The sequence below is a fragment of the Ruegeria sp. AH7 genome, from assembly GCF_056541325.1.
In genome coordinates this window covers 485169-510385 of sequence record NZ_JBQFYF010000001.1, presented here as the reverse complement: position 1 = coordinate 510385, position 25217 = coordinate 485169, and the positions used below count along the sequence as shown (strand labels likewise).

The window sequence follows — 25217 nt, the reverse complement described above, 5'->3', positions numbered from 1 at the left end:
CGCATGAACGATATGAGGCCGGCATGGAATGGAAAGTCACCGATGGTTTGACCCCGTATGAAGATGCCGTTGCCTTCATGGAGTCGCGCGTGGCTGCGATTGCGACGGGCGATGCAGAGGAGTGCGTCTGGCTACTGGAACATCCCCCGCTTTATACTGCCGGAACCTCGGCCAAAATTGCGGATCTGAAGGACCCGGACCGCTTCCCCGTGTACGAAAGCAAGCGTGGCGGCGAATATACATATCACGGTCCGGGGCAGCGCGTGGCCTATGTAATGCTGAACTTGAACACACGCGGCCGCGATGTGCGCCAGTTTGTGAAACAGTTGGAAACCTGGGTGATTGCCTCCCTAGCGGAATTCAACGTTAAAGGCGAAATCCGGGACGGCCGGGTTGGCGTCTGGGTCGAGCGAGATGACAAGCCGCTTACCGCTTCGGGCCAGCCCACCGAGGACAAAATCGCCGCTATCGGTCTGCGCCTGCGTAAATGGGTTAGCTTTCACGGCATCTCGATCAATGTCGAACCGGAACTAGATCATTTCACTGGGATCGTGCCCTGTGGCATCACCGAACACGGGGTCACTTCACTGGTCGATCTCGGCTTGCCCGTAACCATGGCGGATGTGGATACTGCGTTGCAGAAGACCTTCTACGAGGTTTTCGAAAGCCCAGCGAAATAGTCACTTTCGAGTGATTCGAATCGAAATTTGATAGCTTGCAGACACAATCCCGCCGGCTCAGATCGCTCTGTTTCCCAATTTTCTAGGTCTTGCATAATTTTGCAACGATATTAACTCTCATTTTAACCAACGTTCACTTCTGTGAATACAATGCCAACGTTTACGAGTAGCATGGAACAGCCAATCTAGAGTGAGTGGTATGTTAAACCGGTGATACAGGGCTTGCCCTGTGAAATCCGATCAGTGTTTGGTTACGAGTCTGCCGTTCCGACCCCAAATCGGAACGGCAATTCTCTTTCTAAGCTTTCGACTGACTGGACCATCCCTTCAAAACCACATCATCCCTATTGCAAGATCACAGCGCTATCGCTCGTCGCGGCAGGCTCGACATTGTTTGCAAAGGCTTTGAGTGTTCAAAAGTTGTGCGTTTGCACCTAACTCTGGGCCATACCCACATTGGCCGGCGCGTTTCCGTCGCCTCACTCAGTTTAGCGCATTCCTGATCTTTTCCGCATGCTCGGCAATTAGATCAAAATCCCCCATATTGCCCGGCGGGCGCATTGAAATACCTTCGTGCCTGGGCAGAACATGGAAATGAAGGTGAAATACCTCCTGCCCACCAGCTGCTTCGTTGAATTGCTGGATGGTGACCCCGTCGGCCTCAAACGCCTGTTTCACCGCGTGGGACAGCTTCTGCACGGTCGCCATTACTGCAGATAGTTGTTCGGGCGTAGCATCCAGCATGTTGCGGCACGGACTTTTGGGTATGACCAGTAAATGGCCGTCTGATCGCGGCATGATATCCATGAAGGCCAGCGTGCCTTCATCCTCGTAAACACGGGTCGACGGGATTTCACCGCGCAGAATCTTGGCGAAGATGTTGTCGGGGTCATAGCTGGACATATGCAGGCTCCGGTTGGATGCTGGTTTCCTATCTGCGTTTGTGCGAGGCCCCATCGATGCGGTCAAGCCGCAAAAAAACGGGTGCTACAGCGACAAGGGCGTCGCCAACCAGTCCTGATACATTCTGTCCCGGTGCGCCAATAAACCAGATGACAAAACTGCCCTCGTTTCATCCGAGACATGTGCGAACACAACTCGGGTGCTGGGCCGCATGGCGCAGAGTGCATCTGGCAAGGGTGAAAACAGGGCCATAAAGGCAGCGCAGTAGATATCTGCGGCGGTCAGACGATTGCAGAATAGAAAATCTCCACCGGCATCAAGCTGAGCGCTGACGCGTTTCAGGATCTCATTTGCACGCTCTTCGGCCAAAGCGCTTGCCTCTGGATCATACCCGTATTTTGCGCCCAGATAGGCGGCGATTTTGGGGTGAAATCCGCCATCGTGCCCCTCAAGCCCCGCATGGATCTGCTGCAACCGCCTGTGCCATCCCAGCCCACCGGGGGCCGCCAGGAGGTTTATGAACGCCATGATCTCAGAGGCTGCCGCCTCAGGAACCAAATCCGGGTCAGGCGCGATGCGCTGAGCCAGCGAAACGATCTGGGCCGCGTCCGAAACCGGGTTTTCATCTTCCCAAAAGACAACCGGAGCGCTGTCTGTCTGAGCCCAAACGGCCTGTGCGCGGTCCTGCTGATCCAAATAGACGGGCATCCATGATATGTTCTTGACGTGGAATAATCCTTTGGCCGCCTCGCTCCAGGGGCTGGGCACGCCGCCAACCACGATCATACGCAGCCCTGACGCTGTTTTTGCCTGCTCGGTCGTCGCGTATTTCAGCATCATTCAGAGTCCTCCAGCAAAGACATGTGTGCCCTTTGACCAAGTGCTGCAACCGCTGCCCGCGACAATTAATCTTGATCCATATCAAACTCGACCATTGAAGGCGCCCTCTTCGCATTCTAAAACCAGCAGGAATCCCGCGCGTTGGAGAGGTCCGACTGCGCGGTGCAGTTGCAACAGGAGGCACCTATAATGGCAGACGCAGCCATTCATGGTCACGATCATGAAGACCAGCGCAGTTTCTTTGTGCGTTGGTTCATGTCGACCAACCACAAAGACATCGGGATTCTCTACCTGATCTTCTCGGCTCTGGCCGGTCTGATCTCGGTGGCGATGACCGTTTACATGCGGCTTGAACTGATGCACCCCGGTGTGCAGTACATGTGCCTCGAAGGGTTCATGGCCGACCCGTGTACCCCCAACGGTCACCTGTGGAACGTCATGATCACCTATCACGGTGTTCTGATGATGTTCTTCGTTGTCATCCCAGCCCTCTTTGGTGGATTTGGCAACTATTTCATGCCCTTGCAGATCGGCGCGCCGGATATGGCGTTCCCGCGGATGAACAACCTGTCCTTCTGGCTGTACGTCGCTGGTACCTCGCTGGGTATCGCTTCGCTGCTGAGCCCCGGCGGTAACGATCAGCTTGGCTCGGGCGTGGGCTGGGTTCTGTATCCGCCGCTGTCGACGACCGAAGGCGGCATGTCCATGGACCTTGCGATTTTCGCCGTACACGTATCGGGCGCCTCCTCGATTCTCGGCGCGATTAACATGATCACCACCTTCCTGAACATGCGTGCCCCGGGCATGACCCTGTTCAAGGTGCCGCTGTTCAGCTGGTCGATCTTCATCACCTCGTGGCTGATTCTTCTGTCGCTGCCGGTTCTGGCGGGCGCAATCACCATGCTGCTGATGGACCGCAACTTTGGCTTCACCTTCTTTGATCCGGCCGGTGGTGGTGATCCGATCCTGTATCAGCACATCCTGTGGTTCTTCGGCCACCCGGAAGTGTACATCGTGATCCTGCCCGGTTTTGGCATCATCAGCCACGTGATCGCCACCTTCTCGCGCAAGCCGATCTTCGGTTACCTGCCGATGGTCTGGGCGATCATCGCAATCGGTGTTCTGGGCTTCGTCGTTTGGGCGCACCATATGTACACCGTTGGCATGTCGCTGCGTCAGCAGGCTTACTTCATGCTGGCCACGATGGTCATCGCGGTTCCGACTGGTGTTAAGGTCTTCTCGTGGATCGCGACCATGTGGGGCGGCTCCATCGAGTTCAAGACCCCGATGCTGTTCGCCTTCGGCTTCCTGTTCCTGTTCACCGTTGGCGGTGTGACCGGTGTGGTTCTGTCGCAGGCTGGTATCGACCGTGCCTATCACGACACCTACTACGTTGTGGCGCACTTCCACTATGTGATGAGCTTGGGTGCCGTCTTCGCGATCTTCGCGGGTGTGTACTTCTACTTCTCGAAGATGACGGGTCGTCAGTACTCGGAGTTCTGGGGCAAGGTTCATTTCTGGCTGTTCTTCATCGGCGCCAACCTGACCTTCTTCCCGCAGCACTTCCTGGGCCGTCAGGGCATGCCGCGCCGCTATATCGACTATCCCGAAGCGTTCGCGCAGTGGAACTATGTCTCGTCGATTGGCGCGTTCATCTCGTTTGCCTCGTTCATCCTGTTTTTCGGCATCGTGTTCTACGCCCTGTTCCGTGGCGCGAAAGAGACACGTCCGAACCCGTGGAACGAATACGCAGACACGCTGGAATGGACCCTGCCCACCCCGCCGCCTGAACACACGTTCGAGCAGCTGCCAAAGCAGGAAGACTGGGATAAGGGCCACGCGCACTGATCCGGTCAGAGACCACAGAAATCCCCGCCCGAACCGGCGGGGTTTTTTCTTTGTACAGCAAACGCCTAAATGCGGTAGTTGCCTGAGAGATCATATCCGCTGAGACAGCGCATATGGGGTCACATGTTCATTCCTCTTAGGATGTCGCGATAGACCCCATCGTCTGGGTCTGCATTCAACGCCCCTGCCACCCAAGCCCTGTCCAGCTTAAGTGTTCCAACCGGCACGATTTGCTCGGCAATTTCGGCGGGTGTCGTTTCATCGATCCGACCAGTGGCCCAATCGTGATATGCGGTCGAATATCGCACACTCGCCCCGCTTGCGGGCAGATCGAGTAAACCTCCTTCTGCATAGAACCTGAGCCCATCGCCCATTTCCTCGCCTATGATTTGGCATCTGGCTCCCAAGCGGAATTTGATGATCGCCACAAACACGATCGCTGCAGAAAACGTAAACTTATCGACGAGCAATCCGACGTTTCGATCTGTTGCACCCTCCGATATCGCATCGACAAGAGGCATCGTTTTAAGAAAATCGCCGCCGGTATTTCCCCTGACATCAATAAGAAGAGGTGTGCTCGCACAGGACCTTACGTGTTCGGCGGCCGAACATATCGCATCAGGCAGCTTCTTTTTACTCAGGTCAAAGAAACTAGGAAACGCAAGCACGAGCCCATCTTCGAGAAAATCCCGAACTTTCAGGAACTCCGTTGGGACCCATGCCGCATCGGATTTTCCGTGTTCGTTTCTTGGATACCAGATTGATCCAGAAACCGTGTCTTCGGCGTGCATTCTCAGATAGGTTGTTTGTCCCGCATCCGTCCTGAGTTTGTATTCGATCAAACCGACCTCTTTACAAACACCCAAGCGTTTCAAGGCGTGCGGCCATGCGAATAGCATCGGGCCAACTACACGTTTACGCTGACTTGTTCCCGCCAAATAGTCGGCAGCGCGCGCCTCAATGTCTTTCACGCAGACACCGTTCACAGCGATCAGTCGCGCTCCGGGTGCAGCACCAAGGCCTGGCGCACTTCCCACCAGGTTCACGTGGCTACCGATGGCAACGAACCGCAAGGGCAACACTGAAATTGCATTGTTCGGAATCAGTCGGGTATGCCCATTCCCCGGAAGGGCGAGCAAGCGCATCAAGGACATCAAAAAGTCGTCCTTTGCATCGGCAAGCGCATCCCGTCGAGCGTCAGCGATACACTGATCCAACGCGTTGGGCTTGACCTTGTTGAAACTGGGATCGGTCGACAATACCGTCGTCACTACGTGATCTAGATCGCTCAACAAAGACATGAGCAGAGACTATAGGGACACACCGAGATGTCCACTTTCCATACGACGAAGCACGACGCCAGGTCGTTTTGAAACAAAAAGCCCGCCCGCTCCGAACCGCTTGCCAAAAACTCCGCAGCCCCTTCAATTCGCCAAACACTCGAAAATAAGCTATTCTCGTCCGGGCAACTGTTCCGGCAACCCGGAGGGTTCATATGCCTGAAATCGACTTTTGGTATTCGATCGGCAGCACCTACAGCTTTCTGACCGTCATGAGGTTGGATGACTGGTGCGCCAAAACCGATGCAACCGTGCATTGGCGCCCCTTTAACGTGCGCACGGTCATGATGGCGCAGCAGAACACGCCGTTTGCAGGCAAACCCCAAAAGACCGCATATATGTGGCGGGATATTGAGCGTCGGGCCGCCAAGTATCACATCCACGCAAAACTGCCTGCACCCTACCCCATCTCGGACCTGGGACTTGCCAATCAGGTCGCGTTTCTGGGGATGCAGGACGGTTGGGGGCAGGATTTCACTCAGAACCTCTACCGGATCTGGTTTGAAGAGGGCGTTGAAGCTGGTAGCGAATCCGCCTTGTCCGAAGCCTTGTTGCGTTGTCAGCAGGATCCGCGCCTGACACTTGCGCGTGCCCGCAACGCAGATTGTATTGCCGGGCTTGAGGCCGAAACCGAACGCGCGACCAAACTCGGCGTTTTCGGTGCACCCAGCTTTGTTGTGCGCGATGAAGTGTTCTGGGGCGATGATAGGTTGGACGACGCTTTGTCCTGGGCTCGCGTTGGACATGTCGTCTAAACTTTGCCATCGACACAGCGGGCTCATACGCTAGGTTTCAGCCATGCCCTACCAATGGACCCAAACCTCGGACACGGAACAAGAGCTACGCTTGTGGCCACACAATTCGTTGCCACCACGTGGGGCAATGATCGTCATATTTTCGGTATTTCTGTTTGGGCTGATCCCGATCCTGGCGATGCTGGGATCGGTCGTACTTTGGGGTCTGCTGCCCTTCTTGTTGCTGACAGTTCTGGGCCTGTGGCTGGCAATCCAAACGAACTACAAGGCACGCAGCGTGTTTGAGGTGCTCACACTGAATGGGACCCGCGCCCAGCTGATCCATCGCACACCGGGTAGGCAACAGCAGGAATGGTCCTGCAACCGCTATTGGGCGCGTCCAGAGATGCACAGGAAAGGCGGACCGGTTCCTTACTACGTCACCCTTGTCGGTGACGGGCGCGAGGTAGAGATTGGCGCGTTCCTGTCTGAAGAGGAACGTATCAGCCTATATGATGAGCTGGTGGAACGACTGCGCGGTCCTGCCGCGCAGTAGCTAAGTTCACATCTGGTTGGATGCTCAGCAGCCGTCGCTTGATGCGGCACAGAGGTGGTCTTTGACCATGGGGCCGACCCTGCCAAAATCCATCTGGCCGGTATAGCGCGTCTTAAGCTCACCCATCACCTTGCCCATATCCCGGATCGAACCGGCACCAGTGGACGTGATCGCCGATTGGATTGCCTGTGTGACCTCATCGTCATCCAGCTGTTTGGGCAGGAATTCCTCGATGATCGCAACCTCACGCATTTCACGTTCGGCCAGATCCAGGCGTCCGCCCTCTTCATAAGCGCGCGCGCTTTCCTTGCGCTGCTTGGTCATTTTACCAAGAATTTCAAGAACCTCGGCATCGCCGCACCCTTTCGCCTCTTCATTGTTAGAAGCGCGCGAGGCGATATCCCGATCCTTGATTGCGGCGTTGATCAGACGCAGTGTCGATAGACGTTCGACCGCTTTGTCTTTCATTGCTTGCTTCAGGGCGGTGTTCACCCGTGATCGCATGTCCATTTGGTTTGTCCATCCCCATGACAAAGGAACCCCGAACATATCCAAACAAAAAGCATGATACAACAGGGTGCGAAACCATTTAACCTATTGATAAATAACGATAGCCAAAAATTTGAACACACTTGACCCGAAGGCATAACCCCCTTAGTTATGCGCCGATTTACCCTTTAGGAGAGTTGCGCCATGGTCCAGAATGCCCCGTCCAAGCCCACCGCATGTCTGGCTCTGGCCGACGGAACCCTGTTTTATGGCGTAGGCTTCGGCGCAACAGGCCAAACTGTGGCCGAGCTGTGCTTTAACACCGCGATGACAGGGTATCAGGAAATCATGACTGATCCCTCTTACGCCGGACAGATCGTCACCTTCACCTTCCCGCATATCGGCAACGTCGGTGTGAACCCCGAAGATGACGAAACCAACGATCCGGTGGCCGCCGGTATGGTGGTCAAATGGGATCCGACCGAACCCTCGAACTGGCGCTCCGCTGAAGAGTTGAAGGATTGGCTGGCCCGCCGTGGCCGGATCGCCATTGGCGGTGTTGATACCCGCCGCCTGACCCGCGCGATCCGTCAGCAAGGCGCGCCGCATGTGGCGCTGGCCCATGACCCGGAAGGGAAATTCGATATTGAGGCATTGATTGCAGCGGCGCGTGGGTTTGCCGGTCTGGAAGGCATGGACCTGGCCAAAGAAGTTACCTGCGCCCAAAGCTATCGCTGGGATGAAATGCGGTGGGCCTGGCCCGAGGGCTATGCCCGTCAGGAAGCACCTGTTCATAAGGTCGTTGCAATTGACTATGGTGCCAAGCGTAACATCTTGCGCTGTCTTGCCTCGGCGGGCTGCGATGTGACCGTGCTGCCGGCAACCGCCACTGCCGGCGAGGTTTTGGCTCACAATCCCGACGGAGTGTTCCTGTCAAACGGTCCGGGTGATCCCGCCGCGACTGGTGAGTACGCCGTGCCGATGATTAAAGAAATTCTTGAGACGACAGAACTGCCGGTCTTCGGCATCTGCCTTGGCCACCAGATGTTGGCTCTGGCGCTTGGTGGGCAAACCATCAAGATGAACCACGGCCACCACGGTGCGAACCACCCGGTCAAGGACTTGGATACCGGCAAGGTCGAGATCACCTCGATGAACCATGGCTTTGCGGTGGATGCCGAGACCCTACCCGAGGGCATTGTAGAAACCCATCGATCCTTGTTTGACGGATCGAACTGCGGCATCCGCATGACGGATCGCCCCGTCTATTCGGTTCAATACCACCCTGAGGCGTCACCCGGACCACAGGACAGTTTCTACCTGTTCGAACGTTTCGCAGACGCCATGGCGGGCCGTAAAGCGCAGGCATAATCGCCCACTGCCCAAGGTTAACCCGCTATTAACCTAAATGGATCAACCCTGACGACAGGTCGCTGCGTCAGGGTTTTTTTAATGGTTGAATTGAATCTTCAGAATTTCACCTCTGCAGCACCGATCCCGCCGCAAGGTTTGCGCAAACCCCTTGGGGCCTGTCTCATTGAACAAGGCGCAATAACGGCGGATCAATTGAGGCAAGCGCTGGACCTCCAAACGCGACAGAAAGCCTCTTTGGGCGAAATTCTGGTTGGCGAGGGGTGGGTCAGTCGCGCTGATGTTCTGACGGCCCTGTCCACACAAAGCGGCTGGCAAATTGCCGACCTTGAAGAAATCCCGCCCACCCCGGGCTTGTCCGAGTTCAAGCCGGTGGAATTCTGGCTGGCGCATAATGTCATCCCGTGGATGCGCATCGGCCCCCTTCTTCTGGTCGCCACTGCCCGACCTGACCGGTTTCCAACTGTCACCGCTGAAATGCAGGACTGCCCCTATGCCATCATCCCGGTTCTGGCCGCGCCAGACCAGATTGACCGGGTGATATCGCAGCAATTTGCGATGCCTTTGGCCCATGCTGCCGAAGCACGCGTTGATGAGTCGCAAAGCTGCCGCACCTGGACACCGGTTTCGCGCGCCGTTCCGGTTTTGGGTGCAATTGGGGTGACGACCCTTTTTGCGCTGATGCCGAAGTTCGGGCTTTCCGTTCTTCTGATGGCGGCTGTTACCACGTTGATCCTGTTCATGATCTTGCGAGTGGCAGGCGCGTTGACCTTTCTGGTATCGCGGATCAGACCACGCGAGGCTGATCCCAAAACCGCCCCGATTTCCCTGCGACAACCTTGTGTCTCTATCATGGTCCCGCTGTACAAAGAACGCGAGATTGCAGGCGCTTTGATCCAACGTTTGCAACGGTTGACCTATCCCAAAGCGCTGCTTGATGTGATCCTGGTGCTGGAAGAAAGTGACGATGTCACGCGCGAAACCGTTGCCAAGGTCGACCTGCCCAGTTGGATCAGAACCGTCGAAGTTCCCGAGTTGAAAGGCCTGACTACAAAGCCGCGCGCGATGAACTATGCGCTGGATTTCTGCCGGGGCGACATTCTGGGCGTTTGGGATGCCGAAGATGCGCCTCAACCGGATCAGATCGAACGCGTTGTCGAACACTTCACCCAAGCCGCACCGGATGTGGTTTGCCTGCAAGGGGTTCTGGACTACTACAACCCTCGCACCAATTGGCGCTCACGCTGTTTTACGATCGAGTATAACAGCTGGTTTCGCGTGATTTTACAAGGGATTGCTCGGTTGGGCCTTGTAGTGCCATTGGGTGGAACCACGTTTTTCTTTCGCCGTGACAAACTGGTCGAACTGGGCGGCTGGGATGCCCATAACGTGACCGAAGATGCAGACTTAGGCGTGCGCCTCAGCCGTGCCGGATACAGGACCGAGATGGTTGATACCACAACCTATGAAGAGGCCAATTTCCGCGCCTGGCCCTGGGTCAAACAGCGTTCGCGCTGGCTCAAGGGGTTTATGGTCACCTATCTGGTGCATATGCGCAGCCCCTTGAAACTGTACCGCGATCTTGGACTGATGAAGTTTGCCGGGATTCAGGCGTTCTTTCTGGGCACTCTGGGACAGTTCCTTCTGGCTCCGGTACTATGGGTCTTTTGGTTATCGACACTGGGTGTGTCGAACCCAATGCAAACCATCTTGCACTCTGCTCTCATCCCGCCTTTGCTAATGCTGTTCATTGTAACCGAAACGATCAACATTGCGGTTGGGATGCTTGCCGTCGCCGCACGCGAGCGGCGGTTCCTTCTGCCATGGGTGCCGACGATGGGGCTGTATTTTCCCTTGGGCGTCGTTGCGGCCTACAAGGCGTTGTGGGAGTTGGTGTTCAACCCGTTCTTCTGGGACAAAACCCAACACGGCCAAGCAGCCGAGGACCTGCAACAGGTCTAAGCGTCAGTTTTCCCGCCGCACGGCATCCTGTTTGAGGCGTGTCATAAACGCGACGGAGATATGCTCTTTCAGGGCGCGGCCTGCGGCTTCTTCATCCCGTGCGGCAATGGCATCGACAATGGCTTTGTGTTCGCTCTGCGCAATCTCGCCACGCCCTTGAACCGCCAGGGACGTTGTTGCCATCAAGGCCATCGTGCGGTGTACCAGATCCAGTTGTTGCACCAGATACCGGTTGTGCGAGGCCAAATGTATCTGCTCATGAAACCGACGGTTTGCACGCGCCAAGGCGGTTGGGTCATCGACCAAAGCATCATCCTCGGCCACCATTTCCTGCAGAACTCTGATTTCTTCTTCGGTGGCATGCTTGGCGGCCAGACGGGCGGCTAGACCTTCTAGCTCGCGCCGTACCACATACAACTCAGCCATCTGGTTGTGATCCAAAGACGCCACGATCAGCGACCGCCCGTCCCGTTCCAACAAAGACTGCGTCTCAAGCCGCTGAAGCGCCTCGCGGATCGGAGTACGCGAGACACCAAACCGCTCGGCCAACTCACTTTCGACCAGACGATTGCCGGGTTTGTAGACACCCACGTCAATCGCTTCCAAGATCAGGCTATAGGCGTCCTTGTTGGATTGTCGGGATTGGGGCATGTGTCTTACGTCTCCTCGTTCGGACATGTCTATCCGTGTCCGGGCCGTGCAATCAAGCCCGGCATTGAAAAGCACCAGATTGCAGCCTAAACCCACATCATGGTCAAACCTGCCTTTAGCCACGTCACCCAATGGGTGTTCGATCTGGACAACACTCTTTATCCGCCGCACATGCGCCTGTTCGACCAGATCGAGGTGTTGATGACGGATTACGTCGTACAGGCCATTGGCGTGGACCGGGCCGAGGCCGACCGGCTGCGCAACCATTACTGGCGCGAATATGGCACCACGCTGGCAGGGTTGATGGCTGAACACGACCTGGACCCTGATCCCTATCTGCATGCGGTCCATCAGGTCGATATGAGCCATATGGACGCCGATGCCGAACTGGCTTCCCAAATCCGCGCCCTGCCCGGCCGTCGTATCGTTTATACCAATGGCAGCGCGCCCTATGCGGAACGTGTGCTTGAGGCGCGTGGACTGACAGGACTGTTTGATGCGATCTACGGCGTCGAACATGCAGGCTATCGCCCGAAACCGGAAAAGGCAGCTTTCGAGACGATCTTTGCGCAGGATGGCATTCAGGCCGATAAGGCTGCCATGTTCGAGGATGACCCCCGCAATCTGGCCGCCCCGCACGAGATGGGAATGCGCACCGTTCACGTCGCGCCAGACCCGCATGAGGCCGACCATATCCACCATCACACGGACGATCTAACCGCCTTTCTGGCGCGCCTGCGATAGGCTGTCACACTGCGACGATCTGCACATTCTGCACCTGCAGCATCAATCCTATATCCCGTTTTGCGACGAACAGAACGGAGACCCCGATGACCGCGATCGAGATGCCTCGGCGCCAGCCGATTTGGCAGCGCTTGTTTTATAGAATTCCCCTGCTTGGCTGGCTGGCACGAGACGCCGCAGAGGGCAAACCCGAAGACCTGGTGTATACTGCGGCGGCGATCTTCAGCATGTGGGGGTGCTCGGCTTTGCTATTCGGTCTGCCGGGTCTTTACATCCCAGCGGTACTGATGGTCCCAATCATGTTCCTGATCCTCATCCTGATTTCACGCGGATAGGGCACGAGACAGGATGTCACTTGGCGCAGGCGACGGAACCGCACTAGGGTCTGCCGGGAACGGAGTGAGCGCCATGAGCAACAGCTGTGACATCCTGATTTCCGGCGGAGGAATCGCGGGCCTGACTGCGGCGGCGGCCTTTGGCACAGCTGGGTACAATGTGGTCTGCGTTGACCCGACCCCTCCGATCACTGAACGCGATGTTGATGGGTCAGACCTGCGGACCACGGCCTTTCTTCAGCCCGCGCAGGCGTTGTTGGAACAGTGTGGATTGTGGGGCCGGCTGAAATCGTACGCAGCTCCCTTGCAGATTATGCGTATCGTTGACGCGGGCGGTGACATCCCTGAACCGCGCGTGGTGCGGGATTTCAACGCCTCTGACATCTCGGATCAGCCATTTGGCTGGAACCTGCCCAACTGGCTGCTGCGACGCGAGATGGTGGCTCGGCTGGCCGAGTTGCCCAACGTCGATTTCCGCCCCGGAACAGGTACCGTCAGCCTGTTCACCCGCACCGCTGAGGCGCGTGTCGGCCTGAGTGATGGCAGCCGGCTCCAGTGCAAACTGATCATCGCTGCAGACGGTCGGAATTCTCCCATGCGCGAAGCCGCGGGAATTACAGTTCACACCACACGCTATGGCCAGAAAGCGCTTGCCTTTGCCGTCACACATCCCATAGCGCATGAAAACGTCTCGACCGAGATACACCTGTCCGGTGGCCCCTTCACGCTGGTGCCTTTGCCCGATTGGCAGGGTCAACCTTCATCTGCAATCGTCTGGATGGAACGCGGGCCACGTGCGATTGAGTTGCTGAACCTCGATACCAATGCATTCGAAACCGCGATGACCGAGCGGTCCTGCGGTTTGTTCGGGCCGTTGAAACTGGCCTCGCGCCGGACGATCTGGCCAATCATCAGCCAATCTGCTGCGCGCCTGTCGGGCGAGCGCATCGCGCTGATGGCCGAGGCCGCCCATGTGGTGCCCCCTATCGGCGCGCAAGGCCTGAACATGTCGCTGGGTGATCTGCGGTCGCTGCTGGATCTGGCGCAAGCCCGACCCGATGGTTTGGGCGACGCGCAAATGCTGGATGCCTATCACAAGGCGCGACACGCCGAGATTGACCTGCGGGTTAAAGGCATTGACCTGCTGAACCGCGCCTCGATGATCGAGGCGCGCCCGTTGCGCGATGCCCGCGCTATGGGGCTGAACGCCTTGTATTCGATGGCACCAGTACGCAAGACGCTGATGCAGATGGGCCTCGGCGTTCGCTAAGGCCCAACAGGTTCATAGAACCTGATCCAGAACGCGTTTCAAGCGGGCGATGGTGCCATCGACATCATACAGCTTGTCGAGGCCGAACAGACCAAGCCGAAACGTGCTGAACCCAGCCGGTTCGTCACATTGCAGCGGCACGCCAGCCGCGATCTGCATTCCCTGCGCTGCGAATTTTTTTCCATTCTGAACGTCCGGATCAGCCGTATAGCTGACAACAACGCCTGGCGCGCCAAAGCCATCCGCGGCCACCGAGACAGCACCTTTTTCCTTCAACAGCGCCCGCACGCCATTGCCCAATGCCCATTGCGCATCGCGCAACTTCTCGAACCCGTAACCTTGCGACTCAAGCATCGTATCGCGAAACGCAGTCAACGCATCCGTGGGCATGGTGGCGTGATAGGCATGTCCCCCATTGTCATAGGCCTGCATAATCTGACGCCACTTTTTGAGATCCACTGCAAAACTGTCGGACTCGGTCTCTTGCAACCGCGCCTCGGCCCGCTCGGACAGCATGACAAGACCGGCGCAGGGCGATGCGCTCCAGCCCTTTTGTGGGGCCGAGATCAGGACGTCCACACCGGTTGCTTTCATATCCACCCAGGCACAGCCAGACGCGATGCAATCCAGAACCATCAAGGCCCCGACCTCATGCGCAGCAGTAGCCATAGCGGCCACATAGTCATCGGGCAGGATCACCCCGGCCGAGGTTTCCACATGCGGCGCGAAGACCACATCTGGGCGGATCTCACGAATGGTGGCAATCACATGCTCGATAGGCGCAGGTGCAAAAGGCGATGGGCTGGAATTCCCGGTTTCCCGGGCTTTCAGGACAGTCACCGCTTTGGTCAAAGCACCGCTTTCGATGATCTGGCTCCACCGGTAGGAGAACCAGCCATTTCGCACGACCAGAACCTCGGCGTTGCGAGCGAATTGACGGGCAACAGCCTCCATCCCATAGGTGCCACCGCCGGGAATGATGGCAACGCCATCGGCGTTGTATACCTCGCGCAGCATGTCAGAGATATCGCGCATGACCTGCTGAAATCTCGACGACATGTGATTCAACGAGCGATCGGTAAAGACAACCGAGAACTCTTCAAGACCGTCTGGATCCACGGTTTCCAGCAATGCAGGCATTTCGAATCCTTCTCTACAGCATTTGGTTGAAAGACTGGCGGGATTACATGGGCGGGTAAAGTCAAAACGGCGCGACAAAACTGACCTAAGGTCAAGTGAAACAATCCCTGGGATTCAGTACTAAAGGCTTCAAATACAGCAAAAATGACGCCAATTAGTATCAGCTCCCCTTTACACTTTTGCTTGCTTCTGACCAGATGCATACACTTTTTGCTTGAAGGGATAATTTCACAGGTGAATGTTCAAAAGCGGATCAGCTTCCAGGTCGTTCGTGACGAAGTCAAACGCCGTATCGAAAGCCGCATCTGGCCTCAGGGCTCGCTTTTACCGACAGAAACGCAACTGGCTGAAGAGTTCAACTGCGCCCGTGCAACTGTGAATCGGGCGCTGCGCGAACTCGCCGATCAGGGCTTTGTCGAACGCAAGCGCAAAAGCGGGACGCGGGTTAAAAAGGAACCAAGCCGTCATGCAAAGCTAGAGCTTTTGCTGGCCCGGCAGATGGTGCAAAACCAAAACGCTGACTATCGGTATGCGCTGGTAGAACGGAATGTAGAATTCAGCCCGGGATGGCTGGCTTCGCAGCTCGGCGTAGCATGCGACGCACGTGTTCTGAACCTGACCTGCATGCACTATGCCGACAACCGCCCCTTTCAGTTGGAAGAGCGCTGGATCAATATCGAAGCCGTTCCCGAGATCGAAGATGCCAATCTAACCGATAGTGGTCCGCATGAATGGCTGTTGAACGCCGCGCCGTTTAACGAAGCGGAAGTATCGTTCAGCGCAGTCTCGGCTGACAGTCGCCTTACAGAGTTCATGGGTACGACAGCCGGGACCTCGATGATCCAGATGGAAAAGACGACATGGAAAGATGACACCCCGTTAAGTTTTGCGCGGATCACGCATCACCCGAGCTATCGCATCCGGACAAAGTACTAGACGCTGTCACCCAATCGGCCCGGGCAGCCGTTCCTCGCTGAGTAGGACATTCGCCTCAACATCGCCTGCACCCGGCAGGGTCATGATCCGGCGGCGCAGTACCCGCTCGAAATCGGACAAGTCACGCGCCACAACACGCAACCGGTAATCATACAGCCCCAACACATGTTCGACAGTCTGCACTTCGGGGATAGCACTGACGGCGCGTTCGAAATCTTCCAGACTGACCTGTCCTTTGCGGGCCAGCTTCACACCCAGGAAAACCGTAACGCCGAACCCCAAAGCCTCGGCATTCAGGCGCAGCCGGCGGCCCTTGATGACGCCGGCCTCTTCGAGCCTGCGAATACGCCGCCACGTGGCGGGCTGTGACAATCCGAGTTTGCGACCAAGGGCACCCGCGCTTTGGGTTGCGTCCAGACATAGGGGGCGCAGGATCTGTCGATCAGTTTCGTCGAGTTCGATCATACCGGCAGCACCTCGTCCCGCTTGACCCGCGCGATATGCATTAACGCTTCGATATCAGCGATATGCGGCAGGGTCAGGATGCGATCCCGATACAGCTGCTGATAATGCGCCATATCCTTTGCCAGAATGGACAGGCGCACATCCACCCTACCCAGAAAGGTCTGTATCTCGATCACTTCTGGCACCTGTCGGGCTGCAGCGGTGAACTCATCAAATGCGCGCGGCTGTGTCTTATCCAGTGTCACACGCAATGACACCTCGACCGCGTAGCCCAAAGCGGTCCAGTCAATCACTGCCTCTTGGCCCTCGACAATTCCTGCGGCCTGCATCTTTTCGATACGTCGCCAACAAACACCTTGCGTGATCCGACACCGTTCGGCCAATTCAGCGGTCGAAAGGCTGGGCTCGGCCTGAAAATGGCGCAAGATACGTCGATCAATCTCATCAAGCATGAATTTTCCAGAATCTTTCACCAACACGAATACTTCTTCTTGTTTTTTGTGAATATCTGATGCCGACGCGCTCGCCAATACCAAAAGCCCCGGCTAAAAGCACAGCAATCGAAACAGAAAGGACCAGCGAAATGCGCGTCTATTACGATCGCGATTGCGACATCAACCTGATCAAAGACAAAAAAGTGGCCATTCTGGGCTATGGCTCGCAAGGTCACGCGCACGCGCTGAACCTGCGCGACTCGGGTGCGAAGAACCTGGTCGTCGCCCTGCGCGAAGGTTCGCCCTCAGCCAAGAAAGCCGAAGGTGAAGGTCTTACGGTCATGGGTATCGCCGAAGCGGCAGCATGGTGCGACGTCATCATGTTCACCATGCCCGACGAATTGCAGGCCGAAACCTACAAGAAATACGTGCATGACAACATCAAGCCCGGCTCGGCCATTGCCTTCGCTCACGGCCTGAACGTCCATTTCGGCCTGATCGAGCCGAAAGAAGGCGTCGATGTCATCATGATGGCCCCCAAAGGCCCCGGCCATACCGTGCGTGGCGAATACACGAAAGGCGGCGGCGTGCCTTGCCTTGTCGCCGTCAACAACGACGCAACCGGCAAAGCACTGGAAATCGGCCTGTCTTACTGCTCGGCCATCGGTGGCGGCCGCTCGGGGATCATCGAGACCAACTTCCGCGAAGAGTGTGAAACCGACCTGTTCGGCGAACAAGCTGTTCTGTGCGGCGGCTTGGTTGAGCTGATCCGCTGCGGCTTTGAAACTCTGGTCGAAGCGGGCTACGCGCCCGAGATGGCCTATTTCGAGTGTCTGCACGAAGTGAAGCTGATCGTTGACCTGATCTATGAAGGCGGCATCGCCAACATGGATTACTCGATCTCGAACACAGCTGAGTACGGCCAGTACGTCACAGGCCCACGTATCCTGAAATACGACGAGACCAAAGCACGCATGAAAGAAGTTCTGAACGACATCCAGCAGGGTAAATTCGTTCGTGACTTCATGCTGGAAAACGCAGTCGGCCAGCCGACCATCAAAGCGTCGCGCCGTGCCAATGACGAGCACATGATCGAGGAAACAGGTGCAAAACTGCGTGCCATGATGCCCTGGATCTCGGCCGGTAAGATGGTCGACAAAGAAAAGAACTAAGCCTGACAGATGTCAGAGTTAGGGCGACCAAAGTGGTCGCCCTTTCTATTTTGTGAATGCGTTGGCGTAACACTCGCCTAGAACAAAATCCCAGCCTGTATCGTATCCGCCCCGTTTCTCCGGCGCCTTTGCAGCCCAGACTTCCCACCCCGAATGGGTCAACGTTACAAGGGTTTTGCCCGGATCGTTTTCTTCAAAAACCACCTCAACCCGCGTTGGAAGGTCTTTGTTCGTGCCAGGGTGCCAGGTGAATGCCACGCGCCGACCTTCTTCATAGATCAGCACCTCGCCCCAGTCGGCCCTTCCGCCATCGCACATCGTTTCGTACACCGAACCACCAACCCAAGGCTCGATCATGACCGCCAGCGCTGGTTTTCCCTTGGCGGCCGACACTGCATGGCCGTCCAGCGGCCACCAGTTTGCAACGCGATGAACGAAGACATCAAAAGCCCTATTCGGCGCAGCGTTCACGGTAATAGATTTGACAATTGGATTGGTCATACATCGTGCCTTTCCCGATTGATTTCTTCTGCAAAACTGCCCAGCACGTCCGACCAGTGTCTTTCCAGCCATGCCCGAATGCTGTCCAACCCATCTGGACGTGCAAAGTAAATACGACGCGTCCCTTCTGATCGGCATTCGACCAATCCGGCGTCAGACAAAACCTTCAGATGCTGCGATACCGCTGGGCGGCTGACGGGTAGCGTTTCCGCCAAGGCCCCGACCGCAGAAGGCCGGGCCGCTACCGCTTCGAAAACCCTAAGGCGAGTTGGATCACCTAGGGCTGAAAATGTATCATGGTAAGTCATAACTTACCGTAAGTTACAACTTACGTATTGTCAAATTCAGCCACGTGACATCTGTAAAATCAAAGGATAAGGGGGAATTATGGTTCAAGACCCCAACTACCGCGATTGGAGTGGTGTGATTTCACTCGGCCTCATCTGGGGTGGTACGTTCATGGTGGTCGCCATGGCGCTAGAGGGATATGGACCCGTGACCGTCGCAACGGCACGGACGACGCTGGGTGCGATCACCCTGCTGTGTTTGATGGCTGTCACTGGTCGTCGGATGCCCGGACCGGATCGCAGCCTTTGGGGGACGATTGTCATCATCGGGTTGCTGTCGACCGCTCTGCCCTTCATGCTGCTCAGTTGGGGTCAACAATATGTTCCATCGGCTTTCGCAGGCCTTTCCATGGCAGCGATCCCGCTGATGGTTCTACCATTGGCCCATTTCTTTTCCGACGAACCGCTGAATGTGCGCAGAATGCTGGGGGTATCTCTGGGGTTTGCTGGCGCTTTGGTCCTGATAGGTCCGGGGCTTGCCCAGATCGGACAAGGGGCCGAGCCTTTGGCCCAGCTTGCCTGTATCACAGCTGCGCTGTGCTATTCTGTGGCCTCGATCTTCACCCGGCGCTGCCCGCCAATCGACCCGGTGACTCTGGCCGCGCTAACGCTTGTGGTCGGCGCAGTTTGCTTGTTGCCACTTATGCTGGTCATAGAAGGGCTGCCGGAATGGGAAGGCGCGCGCTCGGGTCTTGCCATCATCATCCTCGGGCTGGTTCCGACCGCCTTTGCAACGCTACTGAGGGTCTCGATCATTCGCAGTGCGGGGTCAGTCTTTCTGACGCTGGTGAACTATCAGGTTCCGATCTGGTCGATGGTGTTCGGTGCCTGGGTTCTGTCCGAGGCGCTGCCACTGCGATTCTTCATCGCGCTGGCGATGATCCTGACCGGGCTGGCGATCAGCCAGTGGTTCAGCCTGCGTAAATTGCTGATCGGCCGCTAGCCGGCAGCCGCTTCGACCTCGGCCACGATGCCATCGACCACCTGAGACAGAAGCGCATCATCCTCGCATTCTGCCATCACTCGGATCAATGGTTCTGTGCCTGATTTGCGGATCAACAGACGCCCCTGCCCGTTCAGGCGGGCCTCGGCATCGGCAATCGCTGCCTTGACATTTTGTGCTTCAAGCGGGGCTTGATCGGCAGCATAGCGGACGTTCTTCAACAACTGTGGCACGGTCTCAAACTGCCGCGCGAGATCCGAGGCTTTACGGCCCGACAGAACCATTTCGGCCAGAAAATGCAGACCCGCCATAAGCCCGTCACCGGTGGTGGCATAGTCGCTCATCACGATATGGCCGGATTGTTCCCCACCCAGGTTGAAGCCACCGTCTCGCATGCGTTCGACCACATATCGGTCGCCAACCGCGGTGCGTTCCAGCTGCAAACCCTGCGACTGCAAATGCCGTTCTAGCCCAAGGTTAGACATAACGGTGGCGACCAAAGCGCCGCCTTTCAACTGGCCAGACTTGGCCCAGGCCAAGGCCAGCAAGGCCATCAACTGATCACCATCCGCTACTTTTCCAGTCTCATCGATAACGACGACCCGATCCGCGTCGCCATCCAGGCAAATCCCCACATGCGCGCCATGCGCCACCACCGTCTCTGCGGCCAATTGCGGCTGTGTCGATCCGCAGTTGAGGTTGATGTTCTTGCCGTTCGGCGCAATGCCAACCGGGATCACCTCGGCCCCCAACTCCCACAGCACTTCCGGCGCGGTGCGGTGCGCGGCCCCGTTGGCGCAATCGATCACAACCTTCAGGCCATCCAGCCGCACATCGCGTGGCAAAGAGGATTTGATCCGCTCGCCATAGCGAAAACGCGCATCGTCGACGCGGCGGGCGCGGCCGATATTCTGTGCTTGGGCCGGGCTGACGCCCTCTTCAATCAAGCGCTCAATCTCGATCTCGGCCTGATCGGACAGTTTGAATCCATCAGGCCCAAAAAACTTGATCCCATTGTCGATGGCCGGGTTGTGGCTGGCCGAAATCATGACCCCCAGATCGGCGCGCATGGACCGGGTCATCAGACCCACTGCGGGTGTCGGCACAGGGCCCAACAGCAGCACGTTCATTCCAGTTGAGGTCAAACCTGCTGTCAGCGCGTTTTCCAGCATATAGCCGGACAGTCGCGTATCTTTACCGATAACCACACGGTGTACGCCTGAGGCGTCACGGCGGAAATACCGCCCAACCGCAGCCCCGATACGCAAGGCCATTTCGGCTGTCATCGGATGGGTATTGGCCGTGCCCCGCACACCATCTGTTCCGAACAACTTGCGCATCAATGACCCCTCACCAAAATCGTTGAGACCGGATTACCGGACCGCAGCCCATAGACGCAAGGCCTGAGCAGTTTCGGCCACGTCATGCACCCGGATGATCTGCACACCTTGGGACAATCCGTCCAGAGCAAGGGCGATTGATCCCGGCGCGCGGGCGGTTTTTTGCGGCTCTTTCCCGATTGATCCAATAAAGCCCTTGCGCGACACGCCCAACAGAATCGGGCAGCCCAACCCGTGAAACACGCTGAGATTGCGTAGAAGGGCCAGATTGTGCTGCTCGGTTTTGCCAAAACCGATGCCGGGATCAACGATGACCAGGTCGCGGCTCAAGCCCATCGCCTCTAGACGAGCGATTTGGCTTTCCAGAAAATCGTAAACGTCCAGCACGACGTCATCGTATTGCGGATCATCCTGCATCGTGGCCGGATCGCCCTGCATGTGCATCACGCAAACCGGCGCGCCGAGCCCGGCGCAGAACGGGGCAAGCTTGGGGTCGAAGGTAAAGCCAGACACATCGTTGACCAAACCCGCCCCGGCTGCGCAGGCCGCTTTGGCCACCGCCGCCTTGCGGGTGTCGATTGAAATCAAAGCATCTGTTTCGGCCCGGATCGCTTCGATCAGCGGGCGTGTCCGGGCTATTTCTTCGTCTTCTGGGATAAAATCTGCGCCGGGTCGCGTGGATTCGCCACCAATGTCCAGAATGGTTGCGCCATGAGCGACCATTTCAACCGCGCCTGCCCGCGCCGCGTCGACGGTGCTATGTACACCCCCATCCGAGAAACTGTCTGGCGTGGCGTTCAGAATGCCCATGATCTGAGGTTGTGCCATGTCGAGGCCCGCAATAGCTGCGCGCGGACGGCTGAGGCTGTCCAACTGATCAGCCGGGACCTCTGCCGCCATGACGACACTTGGCTCGCGACCCCGCAACAGAACCTCGACATGGGTAAACCAGAGCGCCTGACCCGCCAACGGCACAGCGTCCTCGGGCCGGGCCGCGCCATGTTGAACGAGCGGGCGGTAGTAATCCCTCACAATTGTGCCTGATCGACGGCAACCGAGCGCAGCGGCGTCTTGGGTTCTTTCGGCAACTCGCCTCCGATGACCATCATCTCGCTGGCCTCGAATGTCGCGGCAAACCACGCGGCTAGTGCAACCGCGTCCGAAGGCGCAGCTGATGGACCGTCAACCGCATCCAACACGATCTTGGACGGGGCCCAAACGCAGATTTGGCCGTTTTTCATCGCCCAATCCAACTCGGTTCGAGTTGAAACAACGACACAGCGGTGATCCCGTGCGGCCAAAACCCATGCGTTTTGTTCGATGGACAGCAGGTCGATCCGGCGCTGAGTCATGGCGTGGCCGGTTTGCGGCATCACCAGATCAGAGGCGCCAACACACAGGATCAATGGCCGCTGGCGGTTCTCCAATTGGTCGATCCAGCCTTTCAGGTTGCCAGATGCAATGGCGTCATTGGACAGGAAAACAAGACGCGGATGCGGGCGTTCTTCTTCGACCACATCGTGGTGAATCGCATCCTTGCCGCGCACGATCTCGACCCCCAGCGCTCCGGGTCCGCGATCCAGTTTCTCGATCCGGACAAACACGCGCACCGCCTGCGGTTCCAACAAGATACGCTCGGCCACTCGTTCGGCGAGCGTTTCCAGAAGGTTCAGACGCTCTGCGGCCAGCTCATAGGCAATCGCTTCGGTCACTCGGTCATACGACAGGATACGATCCACATCATCGTCAATATCCGCCGTCAGCGGGCGGACTTCGACAACGATGTTAAAGCAGATGCGCTGGGTCGTGCCGCGCTCGGCCTGAAAAGCTCCGATCTCAACTTCGACGGTGTGATCGCGAAGCGAAATGCGATCCAGCGGCCCTCGGGGCGAGGTCGCCTCGGACCGTTCAGACGGGTGCGCAAAGGCAAGGCGGATTTCAGAACTCATGGATCAGGCCTTTTCCGGCTCGTAAAACAGTTCGCCCAGTCTAGGCGTTTCGAGGGCCTATAACATTCATGCAAACGCCATTCCAACCACTGATTGCGGCGTCAAGTAACGCGGAACCAGCTCATCATGCCAGCGGCGGCGTGGCCCAGCATGTGGCAATGCAGCAGCCAATCACCCGGATTATCCGCGACCAGTACCACCTGCCGGGTCTGCCCGCGTTCAATCAGAACCGTATCACGCCAGGGACCCAGCGACCCATCTTCCAATACCAGACGGAAGTGATGACCATGCAGATGCATGGCATGTGGGAAAGCGGTTTCGTTTACGAACGCAATCCGGTGAATGCTGCCCCGCGCGGCATCCAGAAACGGATCATATGGGCGCTCGGCGATACCGTTTAACGCCCAGAACCGCCCAAGCTGCGCCAGTTCACGCCCTGACAAGTCCGCACCGCCAAGCTGCGCGCTTTGCAACCACCGCATCGCCCCGCCCTGTAAAACCATCTGGTGCAACGGGGCAGTGCTGATCTGCGTCACCTCAGGCACGGGATTGGGTGGAAGGGATGCTATGCCATCGCGCGGGGCACGGGCCGCGCTTTCTTTCACATCGAACCGCACCAGACCAAAGCCGCCGTCTCGCTCGACGCTGACCAGACTTGCCGTGGTCTCGGCAAGAACATCGACAATCAAATCAATCCTTTGCGCGGGGGCCAACGGGAAAGTGTCGGCGACCCTCAGCGGGAATTCCAAAGGCATCCCATCCAACGCGACAATCCACCCGGCCAGGCCGTCGAGGTCCAGATCGTATATCCGCGCGTTTGATGCATTTATCAGGCGGAGCCTGAGGCGCTGGTTTCGACCCACCGAGAAGGCCGGATCAAATACGCCATTGACGGTGACGATATTCCCAAGTCGGCCCGCATGGCTCAGATCATGGCCATTGTTGAAATCATCGGTAATTTGCGCTGTTTCCGGGTCCAGACGCCAATCATCCAGCATCAGGATTAAGTCCTGATCTACTTTGGGGCCGGCGGCTTCCTCGACGATCAGGGGCCCATAGAGCCCGCGCGCAACCTGTTCAACCGAGCGATTATGCGCATGATACCAATAGGTGCCAGCGTCAGGGACGACAAAGTCATAGTCAAAGGTTCCATCGGGCGCGACAGCCTCTTGCGTCAAGCCCGGCACCCCGTCCATCGCATTGTTTATACGAATACCATGCCAATGGATCGACGTCGGTTGAGGAAGATTGTTTACCAAGCGGCGTTGAACTTGATCCCCTTGCCGAAACCTCAGCGTTTGGCCCGGAACCGTACCCTCAAAGCCCCAGATTTCCGTTTCAGGAAACCCTTCTGGTGCAAGGCGCTGACGGGCAACACGCGCCTCAAGCTGCGGGAACTCGGCCTTCGCCGCAACGGGCAGCAACGACACTGCTGCCGCGGCTTGCAGGAATTGTCTTCGATTGAATGGCATTGCGGGCCTCCTGACCCGCAATATAGACCGCAACATGCCCCGCGCCATCAAGCTTCCAGCGCGGGTGCGTCAATCAGTTGCTCGCCGTCCGGTAGTTGTGGCGATAGAAGATATGCACACCGATCTTGGCCGTCTGTTTGTAGACCCGCGCCCAGGACGGACGCACAGCGGTTGTGTGATAATGGGTCGCCCCTTCGGTCAATTCCTTCGAGATCCCGTCAATGGCCGCGCGCGCCACTTTTGATACACGTTCGAACGCTTTCTGTTCGTGGATCACCTCTTTGCGGCCATCACAGGTATAGGTGAACTGACACTGGTATTTTTTGCCCGTGCCCTGGCGGATCACACCGCACAGGCTGTCAGGAAAGCGGCTGCTTTTGACCCGGTTCAGGATCACTTCGGCCACGGCAAACTGACCGCGCACGCTTTCACCACGGGCTTCGAAATACAGCGCCTCAGCCAGGCATTGCCAGTTCTCATCCCCGGTGGCTTTTGGTTGCTGGTCCAGCCAGTCCTTGGAATAGGAGACTTGAATTGGTTCGACCGACTTGCGCGGCTTGAACAATTTGAAATAGTCACGGAAACTTTGCGCCGGCAATTCATTGCGGGCGACAAGTTCTTGCTTAGCAGAATCGGTTGCTTCCCTCTCGGCGAAGGAAGCACTTGGCAGCATGGTTGCTGCCAATGTGGCAACAGCCATTATGTAACGTAGCATCAGATAACCTCGCACAGGCACTTAACGCGCCAAACCCTCCCCCGGCGGGCGCGTCGAGGCATTTAGCGCAGTCTGGCGCA

General features: G+C 57.2%; 27 protein-coding genes. 12 read left to right on the top strand and 15 right to left on the bottom strand.

Annotated elements, in window-relative coordinates; translation table 11 throughout:
• Positions 1-23 precede the first annotated feature (23 nt).
• Positions 24-680 carry a lipoyl(octanoyl) transferase LipB gene (lipB, locus tag ACR0JX_RS02600; protein WP_480541140.1) on the top strand — a complete coding sequence of 219 codons (657 nt, stop codon included), beginning with the start codon at positions 24-26 and terminating at the stop codon, positions 678-680.
• Positions 681-1163: 483 nt separating this feature from the next.
• Here lipB and ACR0JX_RS02595 read toward each other — a convergent pair whose 3' ends face one another.
• Both ACR0JX_RS02595 and ACR0JX_RS02590 read right to left on the bottom strand, forming a co-directional pair.
• Complete coding sequence (locus ACR0JX_RS02595) at positions 1164-1583, bottom strand: HIT family protein (protein ID WP_480541138.1); 420 nt, start codon at positions 1581-1583, stop codon at positions 1164-1166.
• An 84-nt stretch (positions 1584-1667) separates the two neighbouring features.
• The gene (locus ACR0JX_RS02590) at positions 1668-2423 is read right to left on the bottom strand and encodes a hypothetical protein (protein WP_480541136.1); all 756 of its coding nucleotides are present in this window, start codon (positions 2421-2423) and stop codon (positions 1668-1670) included.
• A gap of 189 nt (positions 2424-2612) precedes the next feature.
• Between ACR0JX_RS02590 and ctaD the strand changes: the two genes are divergently transcribed.
• Positions 2613-4271, top strand: coding sequence for a cytochrome c oxidase subunit I (ctaD, locus tag ACR0JX_RS02585; RefSeq protein ID WP_170532655.1), 1659 nt, complete (start codon positions 2613-2615; stop codon positions 4269-4271).
• Positions 4272-4390: 119 nt separating this feature from the next.
• Here the strand turns inward: ctaD and ACR0JX_RS02580 are convergent, their stop codons facing one another.
• On the bottom strand, positions 4391-5572 hold the full coding sequence (locus ACR0JX_RS02580; protein ID WP_480541134.1) for a S41 family peptidase: 1182 nt from the start codon (positions 5570-5572) through the stop codon (positions 4391-4393).
• A 194-nt stretch (positions 5573-5766) separates the two neighbouring features.
• Between ACR0JX_RS02580 and ACR0JX_RS02575 the strand changes: the two genes are divergently transcribed.
• A complete protein-coding gene (locus tag ACR0JX_RS02575) occupies positions 5767-6366 on the top strand; it encodes a DsbA family protein (protein WP_480541132.1) in 600 nt (199 codons plus the stop codon).
• A 43-nt stretch (positions 6367-6409) separates the two neighbouring features.
• On the top strand, positions 6410-6901 hold the full coding sequence (locus ACR0JX_RS02570) for a DUF2244 domain-containing protein (RefSeq protein ID WP_480541130.1): 492 nt from the start codon (positions 6410-6412) through the stop codon (positions 6899-6901).
• Between the two features lie 24 nt (positions 6902-6925).
• Here ACR0JX_RS02570 and ACR0JX_RS02565 read toward each other — a convergent pair whose 3' ends face one another.
• Positions 6926-7411, bottom strand: a complete 486-nt coding sequence (locus ACR0JX_RS02565; RefSeq protein WP_480541128.1) for a GatB/YqeY domain-containing protein — start codon at positions 7409-7411, stop codon at positions 6926-6928.
• A 183-nt stretch (positions 7412-7594) separates the two neighbouring features.
• Here ACR0JX_RS02565 and carA point away from each other — a divergent pair, with 183 nt between their 5' ends.
• Positions 7595-8761 (top strand): glutamine-hydrolyzing carbamoyl-phosphate synthase small subunit, encoded by a 1167-nt coding sequence (carA, locus tag ACR0JX_RS02560; RefSeq protein WP_480541126.1) that lies wholly within the window; start codon positions 7595-7597, stop codon positions 8759-8761.
• 81 nt (positions 8762-8842) lie between these two features.
• Entirely contained in the window at positions 8843-10723 is a 1881-nt protein-coding gene (locus ACR0JX_RS02555) for a glycosyltransferase (RefSeq protein ID WP_480541124.1), read from the top strand.
• A 3-nt stretch (positions 10724-10726) separates the two neighbouring features.
• Here ACR0JX_RS02555 and ACR0JX_RS02550 read toward each other — a convergent pair whose 3' ends face one another.
• On the bottom strand, positions 10727-11374 hold the full coding sequence (locus ACR0JX_RS02550; protein ID WP_170532641.1) for a GntR family transcriptional regulator: 648 nt from the start codon (positions 11372-11374) through the stop codon (positions 10727-10729).
• 99 nt (positions 11375-11473) lie between these two features.
• On the opposite strand from ACR0JX_RS02550, the gene ACR0JX_RS02545 reads away from it, so the two are divergent.
• The 3 genes from ACR0JX_RS02545 (at position 11474) to ACR0JX_RS02535 (ending at position 13723) form a co-directional block, all read left to right on the top strand.
• A complete protein-coding gene (locus ACR0JX_RS02545; RefSeq protein WP_480541122.1) occupies positions 11474-12118 on the top strand; it encodes a pyrimidine 5'-nucleotidase in 645 nt (214 codons plus the stop codon).
• Between the two features lie 86 nt (positions 12119-12204).
• Complete coding sequence (locus ACR0JX_RS02540) at positions 12205-12453, top strand: hypothetical protein (RefSeq protein WP_480541120.1); 249 nt, start codon at positions 12205-12207, stop codon at positions 12451-12453.
• A gap of 73 nt (positions 12454-12526) precedes the next feature.
• Positions 12527-13723, top strand: coding sequence for a UbiH/UbiF family hydroxylase (locus ACR0JX_RS02535; RefSeq protein WP_480541118.1), 1197 nt, complete (start codon positions 12527-12529; stop codon positions 13721-13723).
• Between the two features lie 12 nt (positions 13724-13735).
• Here the strand turns inward: ACR0JX_RS02535 and ACR0JX_RS02530 are convergent, their stop codons facing one another.
• On the bottom strand, positions 13736-14863 hold the full coding sequence (locus ACR0JX_RS02530; protein WP_480541116.1) for an aminotransferase class V-fold PLP-dependent enzyme: 1128 nt from the start codon (positions 14861-14863) through the stop codon (positions 13736-13738).
• Positions 14864-15097: 234 nt separating this feature from the next.
• Between ACR0JX_RS02530 and ACR0JX_RS02525 the strand changes: the two genes are divergently transcribed.
• Positions 15098-15799, top strand: a complete 702-nt coding sequence (locus ACR0JX_RS02525) for a GntR family transcriptional regulator (RefSeq protein WP_480541114.1) — start codon at positions 15098-15100, stop codon at positions 15797-15799.
• Between the two features lie 6 nt (positions 15800-15805).
• Here ACR0JX_RS02525 and ACR0JX_RS02520 read toward each other — a convergent pair whose 3' ends face one another.
• Complete coding sequence (locus tag ACR0JX_RS02520) at positions 15806-16264, bottom strand: Lrp/AsnC family transcriptional regulator (RefSeq protein ID WP_480541112.1); 459 nt, start codon at positions 16262-16264, stop codon at positions 15806-15808.
• Positions 16261-16716 carry an Lrp/AsnC family transcriptional regulator gene (locus ACR0JX_RS02515; RefSeq protein WP_480541110.1) on the bottom strand — a complete coding sequence of 152 codons (456 nt, stop codon included), beginning with the start codon at positions 16714-16716 and terminating at the stop codon, positions 16261-16263. Before ACR0JX_RS02515 ends, ACR0JX_RS02520 begins: the two co-directional genes overlap by 4 nt.
• 131 nt (positions 16717-16847) lie before the next feature.
• On the opposite strand from ACR0JX_RS02515, the gene ilvC reads away from it, so the two are divergent.
• Positions 16848-17870, top strand: coding sequence for a ketol-acid reductoisomerase (gene ilvC, locus ACR0JX_RS02510; RefSeq protein WP_170487659.1), 1023 nt, complete (start codon positions 16848-16850; stop codon positions 17868-17870).
• A 45-nt stretch (positions 17871-17915) separates the two neighbouring features.
• Here the strand turns inward: ilvC and ACR0JX_RS02505 are convergent, their stop codons facing one another.
• Both ACR0JX_RS02505 and ACR0JX_RS02500 read right to left on the bottom strand, forming a co-directional pair.
• Entirely contained in the window at positions 17916-18371 is a 456-nt protein-coding gene (locus ACR0JX_RS02505) for an SRPBCC domain-containing protein (protein WP_480541108.1), read from the bottom strand.
• Positions 18368-18679: an ArsR/SmtB family transcription factor gene (locus tag ACR0JX_RS02500; protein WP_480541107.1), complete on the bottom strand. Its 312-nt coding sequence runs from the start codon at positions 18677-18679 to the stop codon at positions 18368-18370. The genes ACR0JX_RS02505 and ACR0JX_RS02500 overlap by 4 nt, the downstream gene beginning before the upstream one ends.
• Before the next feature lie 79 nt (positions 18680-18758).
• Between ACR0JX_RS02500 and ACR0JX_RS02495 the strand changes: the two genes are divergently transcribed.
• Positions 18759-19661 carry a DMT family transporter gene (locus ACR0JX_RS02495; RefSeq protein WP_480541105.1) on the top strand — a complete coding sequence of 301 codons (903 nt, stop codon included), beginning with the start codon at positions 18759-18761 and terminating at the stop codon, positions 19659-19661.
• Here the strand turns inward: ACR0JX_RS02495 and glmM are convergent.
• From glmM to ACR0JX_RS02470, 5 genes are all read right to left on the bottom strand, one after another.
• Entirely contained in the window at positions 19658-21001 is a 1344-nt protein-coding gene (glmM, locus tag ACR0JX_RS02490; protein ID WP_480541103.1) for a phosphoglucosamine mutase, read from the bottom strand. The genes ACR0JX_RS02495 and glmM overlap by 4 nt on opposite strands.
• A gap of 33 nt (positions 21002-21034) precedes the next feature.
• Entirely contained in the window at positions 21035-22033 is a 999-nt protein-coding gene (folP, locus tag ACR0JX_RS02485) for a dihydropteroate synthase (RefSeq protein WP_480541101.1), read from the bottom strand.
• A complete protein-coding gene (locus tag ACR0JX_RS02480; RefSeq protein WP_480541099.1) occupies positions 22030-22950 on the bottom strand; it encodes a dihydroneopterin aldolase in 921 nt (306 codons plus the stop codon). Before ACR0JX_RS02480 ends, folP begins: the two co-directional genes overlap by 4 nt.
• A 101-nt stretch (positions 22951-23051) precedes the next feature.
• On the bottom strand, positions 23052-24422 hold the full coding sequence (locus ACR0JX_RS02475) for a multicopper oxidase family protein (protein ID WP_480541097.1): 1371 nt from the start codon (positions 24420-24422) through the stop codon (positions 23052-23054).
• Between the two features lie 73 nt (positions 24423-24495).
• Positions 24496-25137, bottom strand: coding sequence for a cell wall hydrolase (locus ACR0JX_RS02470; protein ID WP_480541095.1), 642 nt, complete (start codon positions 25135-25137; stop codon positions 24496-24498).
• Between the last annotated feature and the right edge of the window lie 80 nt (positions 25138-25217).

Coding starts and splice junctions, on each gene's coding strand:
- lipB (WP_480541140.1), top strand. CDS start 24: ATGGAATGGAAAGTCACCGATGGTTTGACCCCGTATGAAGATGCCGTT.
- ACR0JX_RS02595 (WP_480541138.1), bottom strand. CDS start 1,583: ATGTCCAGCTATGACCCCGACAACATCTTCGCCAAGATTCTGCGCGGT.
- ACR0JX_RS02590 (WP_480541136.1), bottom strand. CDS start 2,423: ATGATGCTGAAATACGCGACGACCGAGCAGGCAAAAACAGCGTCAGGG.
- ctaD (WP_170532655.1), top strand. CDS start 2,613: ATGGCAGACGCAGCCATTCATGGTCACGATCATGAAGACCAGCGCAGT.
- ACR0JX_RS02580 (WP_480541134.1), bottom strand. CDS start 5,572: ATGTCTTTGTTGAGCGATCTAGATCACGTAGTGACGACGGTATTGTCG.
- ACR0JX_RS02575 (WP_480541132.1), top strand. CDS start 5,767: ATGCCTGAAATCGACTTTTGGTATTCGATCGGCAGCACCTACAGCTTT.
- ACR0JX_RS02570 (WP_480541130.1), top strand. CDS start 6,410: ATGCCCTACCAATGGACCCAAACCTCGGACACGGAACAAGAGCTACGC.
- ACR0JX_RS02565 (WP_480541128.1), bottom strand. CDS start 7,411: ATGGACATGCGATCACGGGTGAACACCGCCCTGAAGCAAGCAATGAAA.
- carA (WP_480541126.1), top strand. CDS start 7,595: ATGGTCCAGAATGCCCCGTCCAAGCCCACCGCATGTCTGGCTCTGGCC.
- ACR0JX_RS02555 (WP_480541124.1), top strand. CDS start 8,843: ATGGTTGAATTGAATCTTCAGAATTTCACCTCTGCAGCACCGATCCCG.
- ACR0JX_RS02550 (WP_170532641.1), bottom strand. CDS start 11,374: ATGCCCCAATCCCGACAATCCAACAAGGACGCCTATAGCCTGATCTTG.
- ACR0JX_RS02545 (WP_480541122.1), top strand. CDS start 11,474: ATGGTCAAACCTGCCTTTAGCCACGTCACCCAATGGGTGTTCGATCTG.
- ACR0JX_RS02540 (WP_480541120.1), top strand. CDS start 12,205: ATGACCGCGATCGAGATGCCTCGGCGCCAGCCGATTTGGCAGCGCTTG.
- ACR0JX_RS02535 (WP_480541118.1), top strand. CDS start 12,527: ATGAGCAACAGCTGTGACATCCTGATTTCCGGCGGAGGAATCGCGGGC.
- ACR0JX_RS02530 (WP_480541116.1), bottom strand. CDS start 14,863: ATGCCTGCATTGCTGGAAACCGTGGATCCAGACGGTCTTGAAGAGTTC.
- ACR0JX_RS02520 (WP_480541112.1), bottom strand. CDS start 16,264: ATGATCGAACTCGACGAAACTGATCGACAGATCCTGCGCCCCCTATGT.
- ACR0JX_RS02515 (WP_480541110.1), bottom strand. CDS start 16,716: ATGCTTGATGAGATTGATCGACGTATCTTGCGCCATTTTCAGGCCGAG.
- ilvC (WP_170487659.1), top strand. CDS start 16,848: ATGCGCGTCTATTACGATCGCGATTGCGACATCAACCTGATCAAAGAC.
- ACR0JX_RS02505 (WP_480541108.1), bottom strand. CDS start 18,371: ATGACCAATCCAATTGTCAAATCTATTACCGTGAACGCTGCGCCGAAT.
- ACR0JX_RS02500 (WP_480541107.1), bottom strand. CDS start 18,679: ATGACTTACCATGATACATTTTCAGCCCTAGGTGATCCAACTCGCCTT.
- ACR0JX_RS02495 (WP_480541105.1), top strand. CDS start 18,759: ATGGTTCAAGACCCCAACTACCGCGATTGGAGTGGTGTGATTTCACTC.
- glmM (WP_480541103.1), bottom strand. CDS start 21,001: ATGCGCAAGTTGTTCGGAACAGATGGTGTGCGGGGCACGGCCAATACC.
- ACR0JX_RS02480 (WP_480541099.1), bottom strand. CDS start 22,950: ATGAGTTCTGAAATCCGCCTTGCCTTTGCGCACCCGTCTGAACGGTCC.
- ACR0JX_RS02475 (WP_480541097.1), bottom strand. CDS start 24,422: ATGCCATTCAATCGAAGACAATTCCTGCAAGCCGCGGCAGCAGTGTCG.
- ACR0JX_RS02470 (WP_480541095.1), bottom strand. CDS start 25,137: ATGCTACGTTACATAATGGCTGTTGCCACATTGGCAGCAACCATGCTG.